The organism is Thermomicrobium sp. CFH 73360 (assembly GCF_023806465.1).
GTDB lineage: Bacteria > Chloroflexota > Chloroflexia > Thermomicrobiales > Thermomicrobiaceae > Thermomicrobium.
Genome location: NZ_JAMSLS010000002.1, coordinates 704,843 through 719,933, shown reverse-complemented (window position 1 = coordinate 719,933; position 15,091 = coordinate 704,843). Strand labels below are relative to the sequence as shown.

14 protein-coding genes are annotated in these 15,091 nt (G+C 61.6%); 6 read left to right on the top strand and 8 right to left on the bottom strand.

All coding sequences use genetic code 11. The features are described from left to right. Nucleotides 1-2: 2 nt before the first annotated feature. Genes gatA through dnaX form a run of 4 tightly spaced genes read right to left on the bottom strand, consistent with a single transcriptional unit; the run spans nucleotide 3 to nucleotide 4,934 of the window. A complete protein-coding gene (gatA, locus tag NET03_RS06495) occupies nucleotides 3-1,472 on the bottom strand; it encodes an Asp-tRNA(Asn)/Glu-tRNA(Gln) amidotransferase subunit GatA (RefSeq protein ID WP_252128087.1) in 1,470 nt (489 codons plus the stop codon). Nucleotides 1,473-1,481: 9 nt separating this feature from the next. Next, nucleotides 1,482-1,775, bottom strand: a complete 294-nt coding sequence (gene gatC / locus NET03_RS06490) for an Asp-tRNA(Asn)/Glu-tRNA(Gln) amidotransferase subunit GatC (protein ID WP_252128086.1) — start codon at nucleotides 1,773-1,775, stop codon at nucleotides 1,482-1,484. A 43-nt stretch (nucleotides 1,776-1,818) separates the two neighbouring features. After that, nucleotides 1,819-3,180 (bottom strand): GH1 family beta-glucosidase, encoded by a 1,362-nt coding sequence (locus NET03_RS06485; protein WP_252128085.1) that lies wholly within the window; start codon nucleotides 3,178-3,180, stop codon nucleotides 1,819-1,821. A 50-nt stretch (nucleotides 3,181-3,230) separates the two neighbouring features. Beyond that, a complete protein-coding gene (dnaX, locus tag NET03_RS06480; RefSeq protein ID WP_252128084.1) occupies nucleotides 3,231-4,934 on the bottom strand; it encodes a DNA polymerase III subunit gamma/tau in 1,704 nt (567 codons plus the stop codon). A gap of 103 nt (nucleotides 4,935-5,037) precedes the next feature. On the opposite strand from dnaX, the gene rsmI reads away from it, so the two are divergent. From rsmI to NET03_RS06465, 3 genes are read left to right on the top strand one after another with little or no spacing between them, the layout of a single operon-like run. Beyond that, the gene (rsmI, locus tag NET03_RS06475) at nucleotides 5,038-5,910 is read left to right on the top strand and encodes a 16S rRNA (cytidine(1402)-2'-O)-methyltransferase (RefSeq protein ID WP_252128083.1); all 873 of its coding nucleotides are present in this window, start codon (nucleotides 5,038-5,040) and stop codon (nucleotides 5,908-5,910) included. Then, nucleotides 5,900-7,138 (top strand): CaiB/BaiF CoA transferase family protein, encoded by a 1,239-nt coding sequence (locus NET03_RS06470; RefSeq protein ID WP_252128082.1) that lies wholly within the window; start codon nucleotides 5,900-5,902, stop codon nucleotides 7,136-7,138. Before rsmI ends, NET03_RS06470 begins: the two co-directional genes overlap by 11 nt. After that, nucleotides 7,135-7,941 (top strand): enoyl-CoA hydratase/isomerase family protein, encoded by an 807-nt coding sequence (locus NET03_RS06465; protein WP_252128081.1) that lies wholly within the window; start codon nucleotides 7,135-7,137, stop codon nucleotides 7,939-7,941. The genes NET03_RS06470 and NET03_RS06465 overlap by 4 nt, the downstream gene beginning before the upstream one ends. Before the next feature lie 197 nt (nucleotides 7,942-8,138). Here the strand turns inward: NET03_RS06465 and NET03_RS06460 are convergent, their stop codons facing one another. Together NET03_RS06460 and NET03_RS06455 are read right to left on the bottom strand one after the other, a co-directional pair. Beyond that, nucleotides 8,139-9,116: a CAP domain-containing protein gene (locus NET03_RS06460; protein ID WP_252128080.1), complete on the bottom strand. Its 978-nt coding sequence runs from the start codon at nucleotides 9,114-9,116 to the stop codon at nucleotides 8,139-8,141. A gap of 1,435 nt (nucleotides 9,117-10,551) precedes the next feature. Next, on the bottom strand, nucleotides 10,552-11,112 hold the full coding sequence (locus tag NET03_RS06455; RefSeq protein ID WP_252128079.1) for an NADPH-dependent FMN reductase: 561 nt from the start codon (nucleotides 11,110-11,112) through the stop codon (nucleotides 10,552-10,554). A gap of 766 nt (nucleotides 11,113-11,878) precedes the next feature. Between NET03_RS06455 and NET03_RS06450 the strand changes: the two genes are divergently transcribed. The 3 genes from NET03_RS06450 to NET03_RS06440 are packed head-to-tail and all read left to right on the top strand — an operon-like array spanning nucleotide 11,879 to nucleotide 12,919. Continuing rightward, the gene (locus NET03_RS06450; protein WP_252128078.1) at nucleotides 11,879-12,247 is read left to right on the top strand and encodes a DUF6198 family protein; all 369 of its coding nucleotides are present in this window, start codon (nucleotides 11,879-11,881) and stop codon (nucleotides 12,245-12,247) included. After that, nucleotides 12,216-12,533, top strand: coding sequence for a DUF6198 family protein (locus NET03_RS13900; protein WP_503008054.1), 318 nt, complete (start codon nucleotides 12,216-12,218; stop codon nucleotides 12,531-12,533). Before NET03_RS06450 ends, NET03_RS13900 begins: the two co-directional genes overlap by 32 nt. Beyond that, on the top strand, nucleotides 12,530-12,919 hold the full coding sequence (locus NET03_RS06440; RefSeq protein WP_252128076.1) for a hypothetical protein: 390 nt from the start codon (nucleotides 12,530-12,532) through the stop codon (nucleotides 12,917-12,919). The genes NET03_RS13900 and NET03_RS06440 overlap by 4 nt, the downstream gene beginning before the upstream one ends. 70 nt (nucleotides 12,920-12,989) lie before the next feature. On the opposite strand, the gene ndk is transcribed toward NET03_RS06440, so the two are convergent. Both ndk and NET03_RS06430 read right to left on the bottom strand, forming a co-directional pair. Continuing rightward, a complete protein-coding gene (ndk, locus tag NET03_RS06435) occupies nucleotides 12,990-13,439 on the bottom strand; it encodes a nucleoside-diphosphate kinase (protein WP_252128075.1) in 450 nt (149 codons plus the stop codon). A gap of 73 nt (nucleotides 13,440-13,512) precedes the next feature. After that, entirely contained in the window at nucleotides 13,513-15,078 is a 1,566-nt protein-coding gene (locus NET03_RS06430; RefSeq protein ID WP_252128074.1) for a tetratricopeptide repeat protein, read from the bottom strand. Between the last annotated feature and the right edge of the window lie 13 nt (nucleotides 15,079-15,091).

The window sequence follows — 15,091 nt, the reverse complement described above, 5'->3', positions numbered from 1 at the left end:
ACTCACACCTGCGCAGCGAGAGCTGGCCACATCGTGTGCCACGGCGTCGCCTGCTCGTAGGCATGCGCAACCCGCAACAGCGTCGGTTCGTCGAACGGACGTCCCATAAACTGGAGGCTGACGGGCAAACCGTGCGCAAAGCCACACGGCAACGCAATCGCCGGCAGGCCAGCCATGTTGGCGGGAATGGTAAAGACGTCAGAGAGGTACATCTGTAGCGGATCGGCTGTCCGTTCGCCGAGTCGGAACGCGACGGTCGGCGAGGTCGGTGCAGCGATAACATCGACGCGTTCGAAGGCTTGGTCGAAATCGCGCTTGATAAGCGTGCGCACTTTTTGGGCCTTCACATAGTAGGCATCGTAGTACCCAGCACTGAGCGCATAGGTACCGAGCATAATGCGCCGCTTCACTTCCGGGCCAAACCCCTCGCCACGGGTACGAAGATAACGCTCGAGCAGCGTTTCACCGGGAAGACTGAGGCCGTACTTTACTCCGTCGTAGCGGGCCAGGTTCGCGCTCGCCTCCGAGGGTGCGATGATGTAGTAGGTAGCCAGTGCGTACTCGGTGTGCGGCAGTGAGACTGGCACCAGTTCCGCACCGAGCTCCTGCAGCGTCCGCAGTGCCTCCTCGATTACCTCTTCAACTGCGGAATCCATACCCGGGACACGATACTCGGCAGGAATCCCGATCCGGAGTCCGCGGATGTCTCCAATCAAGGCAGCACGGTAGTCAGGAACGGGCAGATCAACCGATGTCGAATCGGCAGGATCATGCCCTGCGATGACCCGAAGCAGTAGCGCGACATCTTCGACCGTTCGGCCAAAGGGGCCAATCTGATCCAAGCTCGAGGCAAAGGCGATCAGCCCGTAGCGTGAGACGCGGCCATAGGTGGGCTTGAGCCCCACAATGCCGCAGAATCCAGCGGGCTGGCGAATCGAGCCGCCGGTGTCCGAACCAAGCGCGAGCATGGCCTCGCCAACCGCGACTGCCGCTGCCGAGCCGCCGCTTGAGCCCCCGGGTACTCGTTCCAGATCCCACGGATTCCGTGTCGGCCCATAGGCCGAATTTTCCGTGGACGAACCCATGGCGAACTCGTCGGTGTTTGCTTTGCCGACGAATACCGTATCCTGTGCCCGCAAGCGCGCGACGACCGTCGCGTCATACGGCGAATAGAATCCCTCCAGGATGCGCGAGCCAGCGGTTGTCGGCGCGTCGACCGTGCAGAGGTTGTCTTTGAGCGCGATCGGAATACCCGTGAGGAGTGTGCCTTCCCCACGGGCGATCCGGGCATCGGCTGCTTCAGCCTGCCGGCGCGCGATTTCCGGTGTCAGCGTAATGAAGGCATGGATGTGCGGTTCCACACGCTCAATCTGTGCCAGATGCGCGTCGAGGAGCTCCACTGCACTGATCTCGCGTCGGTCGAGCAACCTCCGCGCTTCTCCTGCGCTCAGACGAATGAGTTCGGTGGCCACCCTTCCCCCTCAACTCTGCTCGAGAACCGCATGGACGCGGAAGAATCCGTCCTCGCTTTCCGGTGCATTCGCCAGCACCGCTTCGATCGGCAACGAGGGACGAACCTCGTCCTCACGCCAAATGTTCTGCAGCGCAATCACTTGCGCCGTCGGCGGAATCGCCTCGGTGTCCAACTCCTGAATCCGACTGACATGTTCGAGGATTGAGGAGAGCTGCTCACGCATCCGCTCGCGCTCCTCCTCACTGAGCCCGAGGCGTGCGAGCATCGCCACGTGATCAACGATCTCCCGGCTCAGTCGCATCTCATCCTCCATCTTTGCACCAGGTGGCAGTCTACCACGCCGGTCATTCACGCTCCGGTAGCGCGTTGGCCGTGATGACCTCCCGATACCAGTAGTAGCTTGCCTTGGGAAGGCGAGCGAGCGTCGCGTAATCGACGTAGACGATGCCGAACCGTTTGCTGTACCCGTAGGCCCATTCAAAGTTGTCCAGGAGCGACCAAACAAAGTAGCCACGGAGCGGCACACCGGCAGCGATCGCCCGATGCGCTGCAGCGAAATGCGCCGCAAGATAGGCGATCCGCCGCTCGTCCCGCACCTCCCCGTCCACTCGTTCATCGGGATAGGCTGCGCCGTTCTCGGTGATGTAGAGTGCTGGAGGGCCATACTCGCGGGAGAGGCGCAGCAAGAGTTGTTCAAGACCTTCTGGAACCACTGGCCAGCCCATGTCTGTCAACTCGTAGCCGCGTTCCTGGAGTTCCGCTGGGGTCAATGCCTGAATCCCGAGTGGTTGCTCCTCAAGTCTAACCCCTCGGACAAATGCCGGAGCGTAATAGTTGACACCAAGGAAATCAAGCGGCTGGGCAATCACCGGCACGTCCTGCTCAGGCGGCTCGTAGTATGAAGCCAAGAGTTCACGAACATCGGATGGATAGCCACGCCCGAAGACTGGATCTAAGAACCAGCGGTTGAGCAACCCGTCAAAGCGCTGCGCCGCCTGACGATCCAGCTCTTCCTCGCTCGCCGGCATGACCGGTGAAAGGTTCAGAGTGATACCAACCTGAGCTTGCCGACTGGCAGCACGGATTGCTTGAGTTGCCAGGCCGTGTGAAAGCAGTAAGTGATGACTCACACGCACCGCCGTGGCGAGATCCTGAATCCCCGGTGCGTGAACCCCTTGATAGTGGCCAAGGTAGGCGACAACCCAAGGCTCATTGTGCGTGATCCAGTAGCGGACTCGGTCACCAAGTCGGCGGGCGACAACATCCGCATACGCCGCAAACGCCTCCGCCGTCGCACGCTCTGCCCACCCACCCTGATCCTGTAAGGCTTGCGGGAGATCCCAGTGATAGAGCGTCACAAATGGCGTAATCTTCGCCTCGAGCAACGCATCGACGAGGCGATCATAGAACGCAAGGCCACGCTCGTTGACGACGCCAGCACCTTTCGGGAACACGCGTGGCCAGGCAATCGAGAAGCGGTAGGCCGGCGTGCCAAGTTCCTGCATTAGGCGCACATCCTCAGGCCAACGGCGGTAGTGATCACAAGCGAGATCACCGGTGTGCCCCTCGAACGTCTTGCCCGGGGTATGGCTGAAGGTATCCCAGATCGACAGACCACGCCCGTCCTCGTGGACTGCTCCCTCAATCTGGTACGCTGCTGTTGCCGTGCCCCAGAGAAACCCATCCGGAAAGCGTCCCGCCGTCATCCTTCAGTTCCCTTCCCATTGAGCGATGCGCACCCGGCAGGATGACACGCTCAAGAGAGTTCGACCGCATCGAAGATTGCCTTGGCTGCCTCAAGCCGACGGAGATCATCTGGGGACAGGGAAGGTGTGCCCGTCTGGGAATCTGCATTCTGCTTCTCAGACTCTTTTGGGTCGACCGGCTCTTCCTTCTCCGTTCCGTCAGCAGTGCTGGCGGGCTGAAGCGCTGGAATGTCCTCGGGCGCAACACAGACGATGCGGCATGGCCGTCCAAGATGCCGTGCCAGCACCCGTTCGATCACACGGCGGAGCTCGGTTTCTTCGTTGAGACGCTTGCGGTGGAACTCATATGGCGCGACAAGTACAACTTCCTCACCCCGGACGACTCGCGGCTCGGCGTCAGCGAGGAGTGCGGCCGCCTTGCTGTTGGCAGCGCGGAGCTCACGGCGGATCGCCGCCCATCGAAGCAGCAGCTGCTCGAGCAACGCCTCGTTTGATTGTTCCAGTGTCTCTGGGGTTCCGCTCGCAGCCTGCGGCGGGCGCGAAACAGTGGGCAACGCCGATCCATCGTTGGGCAGGCGCACCGGCTGAGAACGAGCAGGGGAAGCAGCTGGAGCCGGTTGGGGCGGTCGCAGTGATGTCGTCGGTGCGACTGCCGTGGTCGGCTGCTGCAGCGCGAGGATTGATTCGACGAGCGCAAGCTCGAGGAGGAGCTGCGGATCCACACCGGAACGAGGCAGCGGCGCGTCCAGCCCAGCCAAGCGTCGCAACACGGTGGTGAGCTCGGCCAACGAGAACCGTTGGGCCAACTCGGTGGCAGGCTCAGGGAGCAACGGTTCGCGACCGCCTGCCCGCAGGTGAAGCAAGGCCCGCACGAACGCGATCAGGTCGCGACCAAACTGCTGCAAGTCATCTCCAGCATCAGCGACATCGGCGACCGTTCGGAGTGCTCGGCCAGGATCGCGTTCAGCGAGTGCCGTCACCACCTCGACGAGTCGCTCATTGCGACTACCGCCAAGAACCTCGCGCGCGAGTTCCAGAGTAATGACGTGATTTGCGGAATGCTCACCGGCGAAGACGGCGAGACGCTCCAAAAGACCCAGCGCATCTCGCAGGCTCCCTGTGGCCCGTCGGGCGATAAGCGCCAGCACCTCGTCGTCGGCCCTGATTCCTTCCTGTGCACAGACAGCACGGAGTCGTTCGACGACCCGATCCACCGAGAGGCGGCGGAAGTCGAATCGCTGGCAGCGAGAGGCAACAGTTTCGGGGAGCTTGTCCGGTTCCGTTGTGGCAAGGACAAAGACGACGTGCGCAGGCGGCTCTTCGAGCGTCTTGAGGAAGGCATTGAAGGCATCACGCGTGAGCTGATGCGCCTCGTCGATGATGTAGAACTTTGTGCGGAGCTCGACTGGTGCATACTTGACCTTCTCGCGCAAATCGCGAATATCGTCCACACCGCGGTTCGACGCGGCATCGATCTCGACGATATCGACAGCGGCTCCACCCGCAATCGTCCGGCAGGCTTGGCATTGGTTGCACGGTCGCTGCCAGGGATCCGGCTCAAGACAGTTCACCGCCTTGGCGAGGAGTCGAGCCGTACTCGTCTTCCCTGTCCCGCGCGGGCCGCAGAAAAGATAGGCATGGGCGACCCGCCCCAACGCGACTGCATTCCGCAAGGTACGAGCGATCGGCTCCTGTCCGACAAGTTCTTCAAACGTCTGAGGACGGTACTTCCGGTACAATGACCCGGACTGCATGTTGGCCTCGCGGGACGAACTCATGATCTGGGGCCTCTCCAAGTGGTGACGCAGCGCAAGCGTCCGTACAGCTAAGCATACGTGGGGACGTGCCTGGCAGGCAATGGGGACGCTTTACCTTGTTGGAACACCGATTGGCAACTTGGAGGATATCACGCTGCGAGCACTGCGTGTCCTCCGCGAGGTCCAGCTGATCGCAGCCGAGGACACCCGCGAGACACGGAAGTTGCTCGGGCGTTACGGCATCACAACGCCAGTCGTCAGTTACCATACCCACAGCAGGCCTGCACGCCTCCGACAGCTTTTGGCAGCACTCCAAGAAGGTGACGTTGCTGTCGTCAGCGAGGCTGGTATGCCGGGAATCTCGGATCCAGGAGCAGAACTGGTTCAGGCAGCATCCGCGGCTGGCCATAGCGTCGTTGTGGTACCCGGCCCCTCTGCCGTGACGGCCGCGGCTGCGGTCTCGGGGATGGTGACTGATGGTTTTCTGTTTCTCGGGTTTCTCCCGCGGCGCAGCAGTGAACGACGCGAGCAGCTGGCTGCAGTGCGGTCGGTGCCATATCCGCTGATCGTCTTCGAGGCGCCGCACCGGTTACGAGAGATGCTGGCTGATGCACTGGAAGTACTGGGAGATCGGTCGGTCGCCGTCTGCCGAGAGCTGACGAAACAGTTTGAGGAAGTGCAGCGGACAACACTCCGCGGGGCACTGTCGCTCTTCGAGCAGCGAGAACCCAGAGGAGAGTTCGTCCTGGTGATCGCAGCCGAGCAACCAACGCCCACGACGTGGGACGAAACAGCGATTCGGGGCCTCATCGCGGAGCGATTGGCGGCTGGACTGGCACCGAGTGCTGTGGCACGAGAGCTAGCACGTGTAACGGGACTCCCACGTCGCGAACTGTACCGGATCGCTGTGGCGACACGTTGGGAGCATGCTGTTCTGGCGACAGCAGAGGAAGGAGAAGAGCATGAGCGCTGAGGCGACCCCGCGTCTTCCGCTCGAGGGGCTGACTGTGATCGAGCTTGGCCAGGCAGTCTCGAGCCCCCTCTGCACTATGCTTCTTGGAGATCTTGGAGCTGATGTGATCAAGATTGAGCCTCCCCAGGGCGATCCAGCCCGAGGTTATGGGCCACCCTTCGTCGCCGGAGAGAGTCCCTACTTTCTCTCGGTGAACCGAAACAAACGAAGTGTCGTGATCGACTTGAAGCACCCGGACGGTGCTCATCTGGCACGACAGCTTGCAACTCGCGCTGACGTCCTGGTGACGAACTTTCGCCCGTCCGCCATGCGACGACTCGGCTTGGATGAGCCGGCGCTACGTGCGGACAACCCGCGTCTCATTTACTGTCAGGTCACTGGATACGGGCCACGTGGACCGTGGGCAGACGTCCCGGCATTCGACCAGGTGGCACAGGGGATGTCGGGATTGATGAGCGTCACTGGGAAGCCGGAGAGCGGTCCGGTGCGCGTTGGGATTGCCATCGCTGACATCTTGGCAGCACTATTCGCGACATACGGGGTCCTTGCAGCGCTCTATGAACGCGAGCGAACCGGCGTTGGGCAACGGGTTGATACATCGCTTTTGGGAGCGGTGATCGGCGTCCTCACGTTCCAAGCAGGACGATACCTCGCTGGGGGTGGTGAACCGGGCTTGGAAGGGAACGACCACCCAGTCGCTGCTCCCTACGGGGCATTTCGGGCCGCTGACGGGCTTATCAATATCGCCATCGCGAACGAGCAGATGTGGCGCCGTTTAGCCGAAGAGGTGGGTCACCCTGAGTGGCTTGATGATCCTCGCTTCCGAACGAACGCGGACCGCGTGGCAAACCGCGCAGCCATGAACGCAGCGCTCGAAGCAGCACTTCAAAACGACACCGTGGGAAATTGGGTCGAACGCTTGAGCCGAGCGGGAGTCGCTTGTGGACCAATCTGGACAGTCGGTCAGGCACTGGAGAGCGAGCCTGTGCAGTATTTGGGGATTGTGCAGACGATCGAGCATGCGCTCGCCGGGCCGATCCGGCTCGTTGGTCCAGCGGTCGAACTCTCACGCACTCCGCCAGTGATCCGTCGTGCTCCACCGCTACTGGCACAACACACGGCGGAGATCCTTGCGGAACTTGGGTACAGTGAGGAGGGGATCGCCGCACTTGCTGAACGCGGCGCAGTGGTTTTGGGACCAGTGACGCGAGAGCGGGCAGCGCGATGAGGAACGGACGTATCCGGCTTCACCGCGCCGACGCGGTGGCCACGGTCGTCTTGGATCGTCCAGAGGCACACAACGCGCTCACAGCAGCAATGTGGCGCGACCTGGCAGAGACGGTGCGGCAGCTGAGCGTGGAGGAAACGATCCGCGTGATCGTCATCCGTGGCGCAGGTGACCGAGCGTTCAGCGCCGGTGCCGATATCCGCGAGTTTCCGGAGCGTCGGACTGGCTTCACGGCTGCGTGGGCCTACGACCGACTCGTGAGCGCGGCACTGGAAGCCGTCCAGGAGGCTCCGCAGCCTGTCCTTGCAGTTCTTCGCGGGCTTGCGGTTGGTGGCGGCTTGGAACTTGCCGCCGCATGCGATGTGCGCATCGCAAGTGACGATGCTCGGCTCGGGCTGCCCATCGGGAGGCTGGGCGTTATGTCGGGACTGGCCGAGACGCGGACGCTACTCCGGCTTCTCCCACCGGGGAAGATCGTGGAGTTGGTCATGCGTGGCGAACTCATCACTGCAGGAGAAGCGGAACGGATGGGGCTCGTGACAGAGGTTGCCCCTGTCGAAGAGCTGGAGGTTGCAGTTCAGCGGTGGATCGACCGTCTGCTTACACTCTCTCCCGAGACGCTACGGGCGACCAAGGAGCTGGTACGCCTGGCCACGAGTGGGATTACCCCAGAGGACCCGCGCTACCGGGCACTAATGGCCAGCGTTTATGAAAGCGACGCATATCGAGAAGGGGTGCGGGCATTTCTCGAGAAGCGAGGCCCGGCGTTTGGAGCAATACGGACATCCCAGGACGCTCCGTAGCTAGCCAGAGACCAGGGGACGGAAGATCCGGCTTTTTGAGCAACACGGGGCATCAGCTTTCGATCACAGGCAGGACAAGGACGGAGAAACTGTTCGCCGCATGGAGTGATATGTATCGCACAAGTGTTTGCCCGAATGGTTCTCCGTCAGGCGTCATTGGAAGACCATGTGTATTTGAGCCTTTCGCCGGAGCATGTTCATCGTTGCACGAGAACGACTGTGTAGTAATGCATCCCATCGGATGCGGTCGCCTGGGCAACGCCGAAGTGGGTGAAGCGACCGTCGAGCAGGATGGCACGATGTGAGGGGCTGGCGAAAAGTGACCGCGCAGCTTCCGCAGCAGTACGCTCCAGCGGGTAGTTATTGCGCTGGAGCGTCTCACCAGCAAGGCGCCACGGAATACCGGTTACGGTGATGAGGTCGATAGCAGTCTGCCCCTCTGGTGAGGCGTGAGCGAAGTAACCACGACGAGCCATGTCGTTGCTCCGGTATTGGGCGATCGCAGTGAGCACCGGATCGAGGACGAGCGGTGCAAGTCCGTTCTCCTGACGGGTCCGATTGATGAGCTGAGTAAGCTGGTTGGCAAGCGTATTTTCTTGGTAATTGAGGTCTCGATTTCGCTCTGCCCAGACGACGGCGCCGAGCCGGCCCAGGAGTACCGCCCATTCGGTTCCGGCGAACTCCGGATGATACTCGAAGCGAGCTCGCTCGAAGTACTGTACCAGTATCCCACCTTCCCAGAAGGGTTCAGTGATCGGGAATCCGAAGATGCGGACACCGCCTCGTGTTTCCCAATACGTGAGAAATTCCGGTGCGATGTGGTGTCCAGTTTCGGGGACATAGCGGCGACCCGGGAGCGGCGCAACCGGGCGGAGGTCGCGCCCCTCACGCTCAGCGATCTCTTTGCCCAGGAGACCAAGGAGAACGGTGTAGTCAGTCCCCGCCAGTTCGGGGTGATACTCAAAGCGTTGACGCTCAAAGTACTGGACAAGATAGGCGCTCTCGAAGATGGCTGGCCCGATTGGATAGCCGAAGGTGCGCACGCCACCGTAGCGCTCGTAGAAGTCCTGAAAGACAGGTGCGACATCGTAACCGGTCGGGCTCGCGGCGACAGCGGCGCTAGGCCGCAGCGCCAAAAGCCCGAGGAACAACGGAATCCACACTGCACGTGACAAGGAGCGATGCACCATGTTCGAGCCTTTCTTCTGTGCTGGTCTCGTTCAACCAGCAACAAGAGTGATCGGCCTCGTGGGAGCCACGGATAGAGAGACGATGAGGGGAGGCGTGGATAGGGAGGTGGAGGAGTACGGGGCTAGTTCTGTCATGCTAGCCCGCGTGGGACCTGCGGTCTGACCTTGGGGGAGATGCGGGTTTGTGAGTGCAGACGCACGAGTGGGGAAAACGGTACCAGACCTCTCGTGAGTGCACGGGGAGCCACGGTGGCCATAGAAACACCCGGAAGAGCAGTTCATGGTGGAGTGTGCCGGCCCGGAAGAAGATGAGGAGAGCAGCGGTGGGACGCTGCGACTCCCCCACGAATGCGGGGTGGATTACGCGACGAGCTTCGCGAGTGTCACGCGCCGCTGTCCCGGACAGAGCGATGCGTGTATCGGTGGCCACCACAAAAGCAGCAGTGTGCATCGTGTTCACAAGCGACGTAGCACGTCGTTGATGCCGGGGACGGGCATGGTAGCGAGATACGTCACTGGGCACGAGTCCTTGCCGCAGTCTCAGTGGCTCATGGAGGCGATCACTGCCCGAGGGACCTGGCCTGAAGGGTGCGGGGGCTCCTCATGTTTTGGTTACGCCGGGCTGGACCGGAAGTCCTTCGACGTTGTTGTCGTACTGCGCCACTCGGTGCCTTGCACACGCGCTCCTCACCACTACAGTGGATACGGGAGTGAGCAGTCGGAGATCAGACTGGGGCGAGCGTAGCTCCCGAGGCGCTCCTGAGGGATGGCAGGAGAAGAGAAGCGGTTCGGTACCTGCATTCCTCACCGCGAGATTTCCAAGCAGCGGTTCGGATACAGGTCGCCAATCACGAGCACTGGCTACGAAAGCACCAGCCTTGTCGGCGAGGGGGTTCGGAGCGTCCCGCTCAGTGTGTATTCAATGGACGGCCGTTTGCCGTCAATCAATGCCCAAGGGACTGACGAGTCGCAAGTCGCCATAGTCTGTGGATCTCCTCAGGAGGTCTGGCAATAACACCCATTCCTGGTCAATGCGCCCGCCGGCAGCACGCTGCAGCACTGTAAGTCGGTCGGTAATGAGCGGAGCTGCTCGCAGAGGGAAGAGAGATACCTCGGTGGTAAGGCGGAACGAGCGTTCTGTTGTTCTTGGATCCTGAGCGCGCTTCACGTGCTGCCTGTCGCGTGCACAGCCGGAGCGGGAACCAGAGAGGCAGCAAAGAGTTTCCCAAAACAATGTCGTGGAGGGGCGGGAGCTGGGGCGTCTGCTGGGTATGCGGGTCGGTGCGTCGTTCGACTCAGGGCTCCAGCTCCCGTTGTTCAGCTGTCGATGATCATTCTCAGAGATCACAGCGCGAGCTGTGAGTTCAGGGCCAGTACGCCTTCTCGTATGACCCATGCGAGCTCTGTGCTCTCGCCAGGGCTACTCGCGAAAGCGAAGCGTCCAGGCGACGAGCGCCTCAAGAAGTTGGCGAATGCGTTCGCGCGTTTCTTGGTCGACGAGACGTCCCTCTTGGAACAGGCCCGCTGCCTCACGGACAAAGACATCCGGCTTTGGTAGGACATAGGACTCGGTGGAAGCGAAGATCTGTCGCAGAGCGAGCTGGGCGCGCATGGTCCCGGAGACCCCAGTAGCGGCACCCATGAGGGCGACCGGCTTGCGGCGAAGTGGACTGGTGGCCGGCGGTCGTGATGCCCAGTCGATTGCATTCTTCAGCGGCCCAGGAACGCTCCAGTTATATTCCGGTGTCGCGATGAGCAAGGCATCCGCTTCGGCGATGGTACGTTTGAAGTGCAGCACCGTCGCAGGCGGCCCAGCCTCTTCCAAGTCCTGGTCGTAAAGTGGAAGGTCATGCAGCTCGTAGAGCTCAATCGTGACGTCAGGGGGAGCAAGTTCTTGTGCGGCCAGGAGGAGTCCACGGTTGTAGGACTGACGGCGCAGCGAACCCGGAATACCAAGGATCCGTAGTGGTCGATCGCGCACACGGCCTCCTTTCGACCTCATGAAACGTCTCTTCTCGACTTCGTTGCGGGAGCGGGCGACGTCGCGTGTCCCCGTTCCTGCGCGATCCTCGAGTGTGCCCGACGGGTTGCTTGAACGACCAGTGGGAAGTGCCCAAAGTACCCCGCGGTTGCCGTGATAACAGAAGCCCGAGAGAACTAGAGAGGTTGGAGAAGTCGCAGCTGTGAGCGATGGGGCATACGGAGCGATTGTCGGGACGTGGACACTCGCCGCCAATGGTTGGGGTGTTCATCTCAACAAACGGCACCCGTCATGACGTGGGTCCACTCTTCTGGCCAGCAGGAGGCATTTGGTTGTGAAGCAGCTTGTTCCTGTGTTGACCAAAGCGTGCCGCTTCCGTACGGGTGCGCCACCGTGAGGGTTCTTCGCGTTCAGACCTGTGCCGTTTGTGAAGTTGAGCGAGGTGGTGCAGGTAGTAGGGGCGCGGGGTAGGGCACAAGGGAAGGTTGTGAATTCCGTGTGGGCCTCATCCGATGTAGTAGGAGGGAAATATCGCACGGTCATTGTAGGAGCGTGCAGCTATTGCGGTGCCGGGAGTGGTTATCCTGGAAAGCGGCGGACGACGGAACCCGCGTGGGGACAGGAGGAGACAAGAGGTCTTCGGCAGCCATCACAGGCCGGGTGTATTCGAGGAGCGCGGTTCGCGAACGGCGGACTGGATGGGCCGCGATGCGACGATGCTCCAAGATGACTGCCGCTCAGTAGAGTTGGCGTTGGAGAGGGAGCGATGGCAGTTTGGGCGGGCACAAGCCAGCAAAGGGTCGCGACGATCCAGCGTTGGGCTCTGCTTGTTGTTGGATTGTTCCTGTTTGCGCTGGCACTCGTTTTGGCGTTGCAGAGCGGACTCGGAGCGTACTTGGGGATGGTCCTGCACGATGGGATTGCTCGTGACACACCGCTCACGGTTGGGCAAGCGAGTATCGCGGTCAGCATCATTGCGGTAGGAGGTAGCTGGTTTTTGGGTGTGGCACCTGGTGTTGGGACAATTGCGAATTTTCTCCTTACTGGCGTTTTTACGGACCTCATCCGTTGGATGAATTCGGTACCTCCGACCTCGCAACCGGTTGTGGCGCACTCGAAGTCACGGCATCAGTGATGCTGCTCGGCATCGTAAGCGGTACGTACATCGAGGCCAATTGTGGGCGGGGCCGTGCGACAGCGTAAGGCTCCATCTGGCACGACGGACACACTGGTCGGTGGGCTGGTTCCGCTGGGCAATGGAAGTGGAGGTCACCTGTCTCGGGATTGGTTTGGGTGGATCCTTTAGAATTGGCACGATCATCGTGGCCCTCACAGTCGGCCCAGCAGTGCCTTGGGGAGTTCGCCTCTTTGGGCTTGGCGGACAGGGATATCGGCGAGAACGTGGGGAGCGTGGCGCGTGAGTACACCGGACGGGTTTGCGGTCTTGCGACAGCGGCTGTTGCCGATGCTGCGACGGATTGTCGAGCAACTGGAGGATCGGACTGTGCCGGGTTACCCAGTTTTGCTGGACGATCCGGAACAGGAGGTTGTTGGCATTTCCTTGGCACCTGGATTTGGCCTGTATCTTCTGCGTGATGGGGAACGCTTGGTACTGCGGCGCGAACGGATTCTCCACCGGACACTGGTCCATACGGCAGCCGGTCGGGAGTGGTTCGGTGGCGAGCCGTACGAGGAGATTGAGGAAATCGATCTCAGCATCAGCGACGTCGAGCTCCGTGACGAGGTTGCACGACTGCTCGCCGCATGGCACAAGCATCCGCTCATCATTCGCCAGAGCGATAGCTGAGACGGTGCACCCAAACACACTGGGGGACGGACGCAGCGTCCCCCAGTGTGTTTCACGTGAAACACTTCCTTCAGCTCATGATCCACCGGTCGATCGCTCGTTCATAGCTCACCAGTTCGTCATCACGGAAAAACAGCCCGATCTCGTAGGCTGCCCTTTCCGGACTATCGGACCCGTGGATGACGTTCTGTCCGATTGTCAGTGCCAGATCGCCGCGAATTGTTCCCGGCTCCGCTTTTGCGGGATCCGTTGCGCCCATCGTTTTCCGCGTCACCTCAATCGCGCGCGGCCCCTCCACCACCCCAACCACCACTGGCCCCGACGTGATAAACTCCAGCAACTCCTGAAAAAACGGCTTTCCCCGGTGCTCTGCATAGTGCTGCTCAGCCAACTTGCGGTCGATCTGCATCAACTTCAAGCCCACGAACCGCAGGCCCCGCTGCTCCAAGCGCCGCAGCACCTCCCCAATCAGCCCACGCTGCACCGCGTCCGGCTTCACGATGATCAACGATCGCTCCACGCTCCTACCCTCCAGTCACGAGACGCGGGCGCCCGCGCGCCCGCCTGCCAGTCTCCACTTTTCGACACAGAGCCTACTCGCTACGCACCCGCAGCGCCAACTCATAGTATCGTGCCGCCAATCCTCCCTCACCCCGCCGACGATAAATTGCCCCAAGCGTCATCGCTGCCTGTCGGGCCCCTGCCCCGCCCTCTGCCACGATTCGTTCCAACACCGGAATCAACTCATCCACGGCGCTGCCTTGGTACACCATCACCTGCGCTCGTCGTACGGCCTCCCGGACTTCACCGCGCGCCAGGAGCTCGCGAACTCGCTCTACTTCCTCGTCCCCTCGATTCTCCGCGGCAGATACCGTCTCTGATTCCGTCCCTTCATCTTCCCGCGCTCCACCAACTTCCTCTCCAGTTCCCCATCCCACGGACTCGCCACCCCCACTGGTCTCGCTCATTCCCCCTGCACTCACCGCCTCTCCGCTCGCCCCAACAACCTTCTCTTCCGTCCTCTCCTCACCCCATCCGGAAACGACACCCGATAGCTCCTCTTCGCTCGGTACCTCCCCCGACTCCTCAGGCCCCTCCTCAACCGCAGTCCCCCACTCTTCACTCAACCCAGTCCATCCAACGTCCAGTTCCGCGCGTAGCCCCGCGAACTCATGCTCTTCCCCCCACGCCGCCTCTCCGATCAACTGGATCGTCTCTCCCCCGCCCTCATTCCCATCGACAACCCCGCTCAATGCACGCTCAATCTCCTTCAGGATCGGAGCCTCCTCCTCTGGCACCACGCTACTCGGTCGTGCAGCTTCCAACTCCTCCTCACTCGGCAACTCCCAGAGGAGCTCCGTCTCCCCCAATGGTGCAACCAGCCAGTGTTCTTCCACTACGATCGGTTCCGGCAGAGCGAGCCACGCCCGCTCTTCCCATCGCTCCATGGGCACACTCCGCTCGATCACTTCTCCTACAGGATCGAGCTCGCACAAAAGCTCCCGATGACGTCGCGCTTCCCCTTCGTCACCACGATCTCGCGCACTCAGTGCGGCCACCACGAGCGCCCCTATCATTTCTGGGTGCACGCTTAAGATTCGCTCCGCTTCTCCCACCGCCTCGCGCCGAGCACCTCCCCACCACAAGGCGAGGCACAGCCGCTGACGCACGTCCCATCGTTCGCCCAACTGCTCCAGTGCCGCGCGACACTCCTCGCTCGCTCGCGCCCACCATCCCTGCACGATGTACCATGACGCCAGGCACGCTGCTGAGGGGAACAACTGCCCCTCAATCCCATCCTCCGCGAACCACTCGGCCAATCGTTGTGCATACGTCCGCTGCCATGGTGCACATTCCCACGCAACCTGGAGCAGCGCACGGGCCTCCTCTCGTTCTCCACGCGTTCGCCGGCTCTCCGCAAGCAGCGCCCAGGCTCGCGCATCCTCCGGATTCACTTGCACCACATGTCCCAGGATCTCCTCAGCGGCAACGAACTCCCCTCGCCGCAGCAACAACCAACCCCAGAGCCGTTGAGTACTCACCGCTTCCGGCGCGACCCTCCGCATGACCTCTACCAATAGCCGTGCATCCTCCAGCCGACCTTGCTCGAGCGCCGTCTCGGCTCGGGTTACCGCCTCAGCGAGCGGGATTGTGCTCATCGCCCCCTCCACA

Coding starts and splice junctions, on each gene's coding strand:
- gatC (WP_252128086.1), bottom strand. CDS start 1,775: ATGCGACTGAGCCGGGAGATCGTTGATCACGTGGCGATGCTCGCACGC.
- NET03_RS06485 (WP_252128085.1), bottom strand. CDS start 3,180: ATGACGGCGGGACGCTTTCCGGATGGGTTTCTCTGGGGCACGGCAACA.
- dnaX (WP_252128084.1), bottom strand. CDS start 4,934: ATGCAGTCCGGGTCATTGTACCGGAAGTACCGTCCTCAGACGTTTGAA.
- rsmI (WP_252128083.1), top strand. CDS start 5,038: ATGGGGACGCTTTACCTTGTTGGAACACCGATTGGCAACTTGGAGGAT.
- NET03_RS06470 (WP_252128082.1), top strand. CDS start 5,900: ATGAGCGCTGAGGCGACCCCGCGTCTTCCGCTCGAGGGGCTGACTGTG.
- NET03_RS06465 (WP_252128081.1), top strand. CDS start 7,135: ATGAGGAACGGACGTATCCGGCTTCACCGCGCCGACGCGGTGGCCACG.
- NET03_RS06450 (WP_252128078.1), top strand. CDS start 11,879: ATGGCAGTTTGGGCGGGCACAAGCCAGCAAAGGGTCGCGACGATCCAG.
- NET03_RS06430 (WP_252128074.1), bottom strand. CDS start 15,078: ATGAGCACAATCCCGCTCGCTGAGGCGGTAACCCGAGCCGAGACGGCG.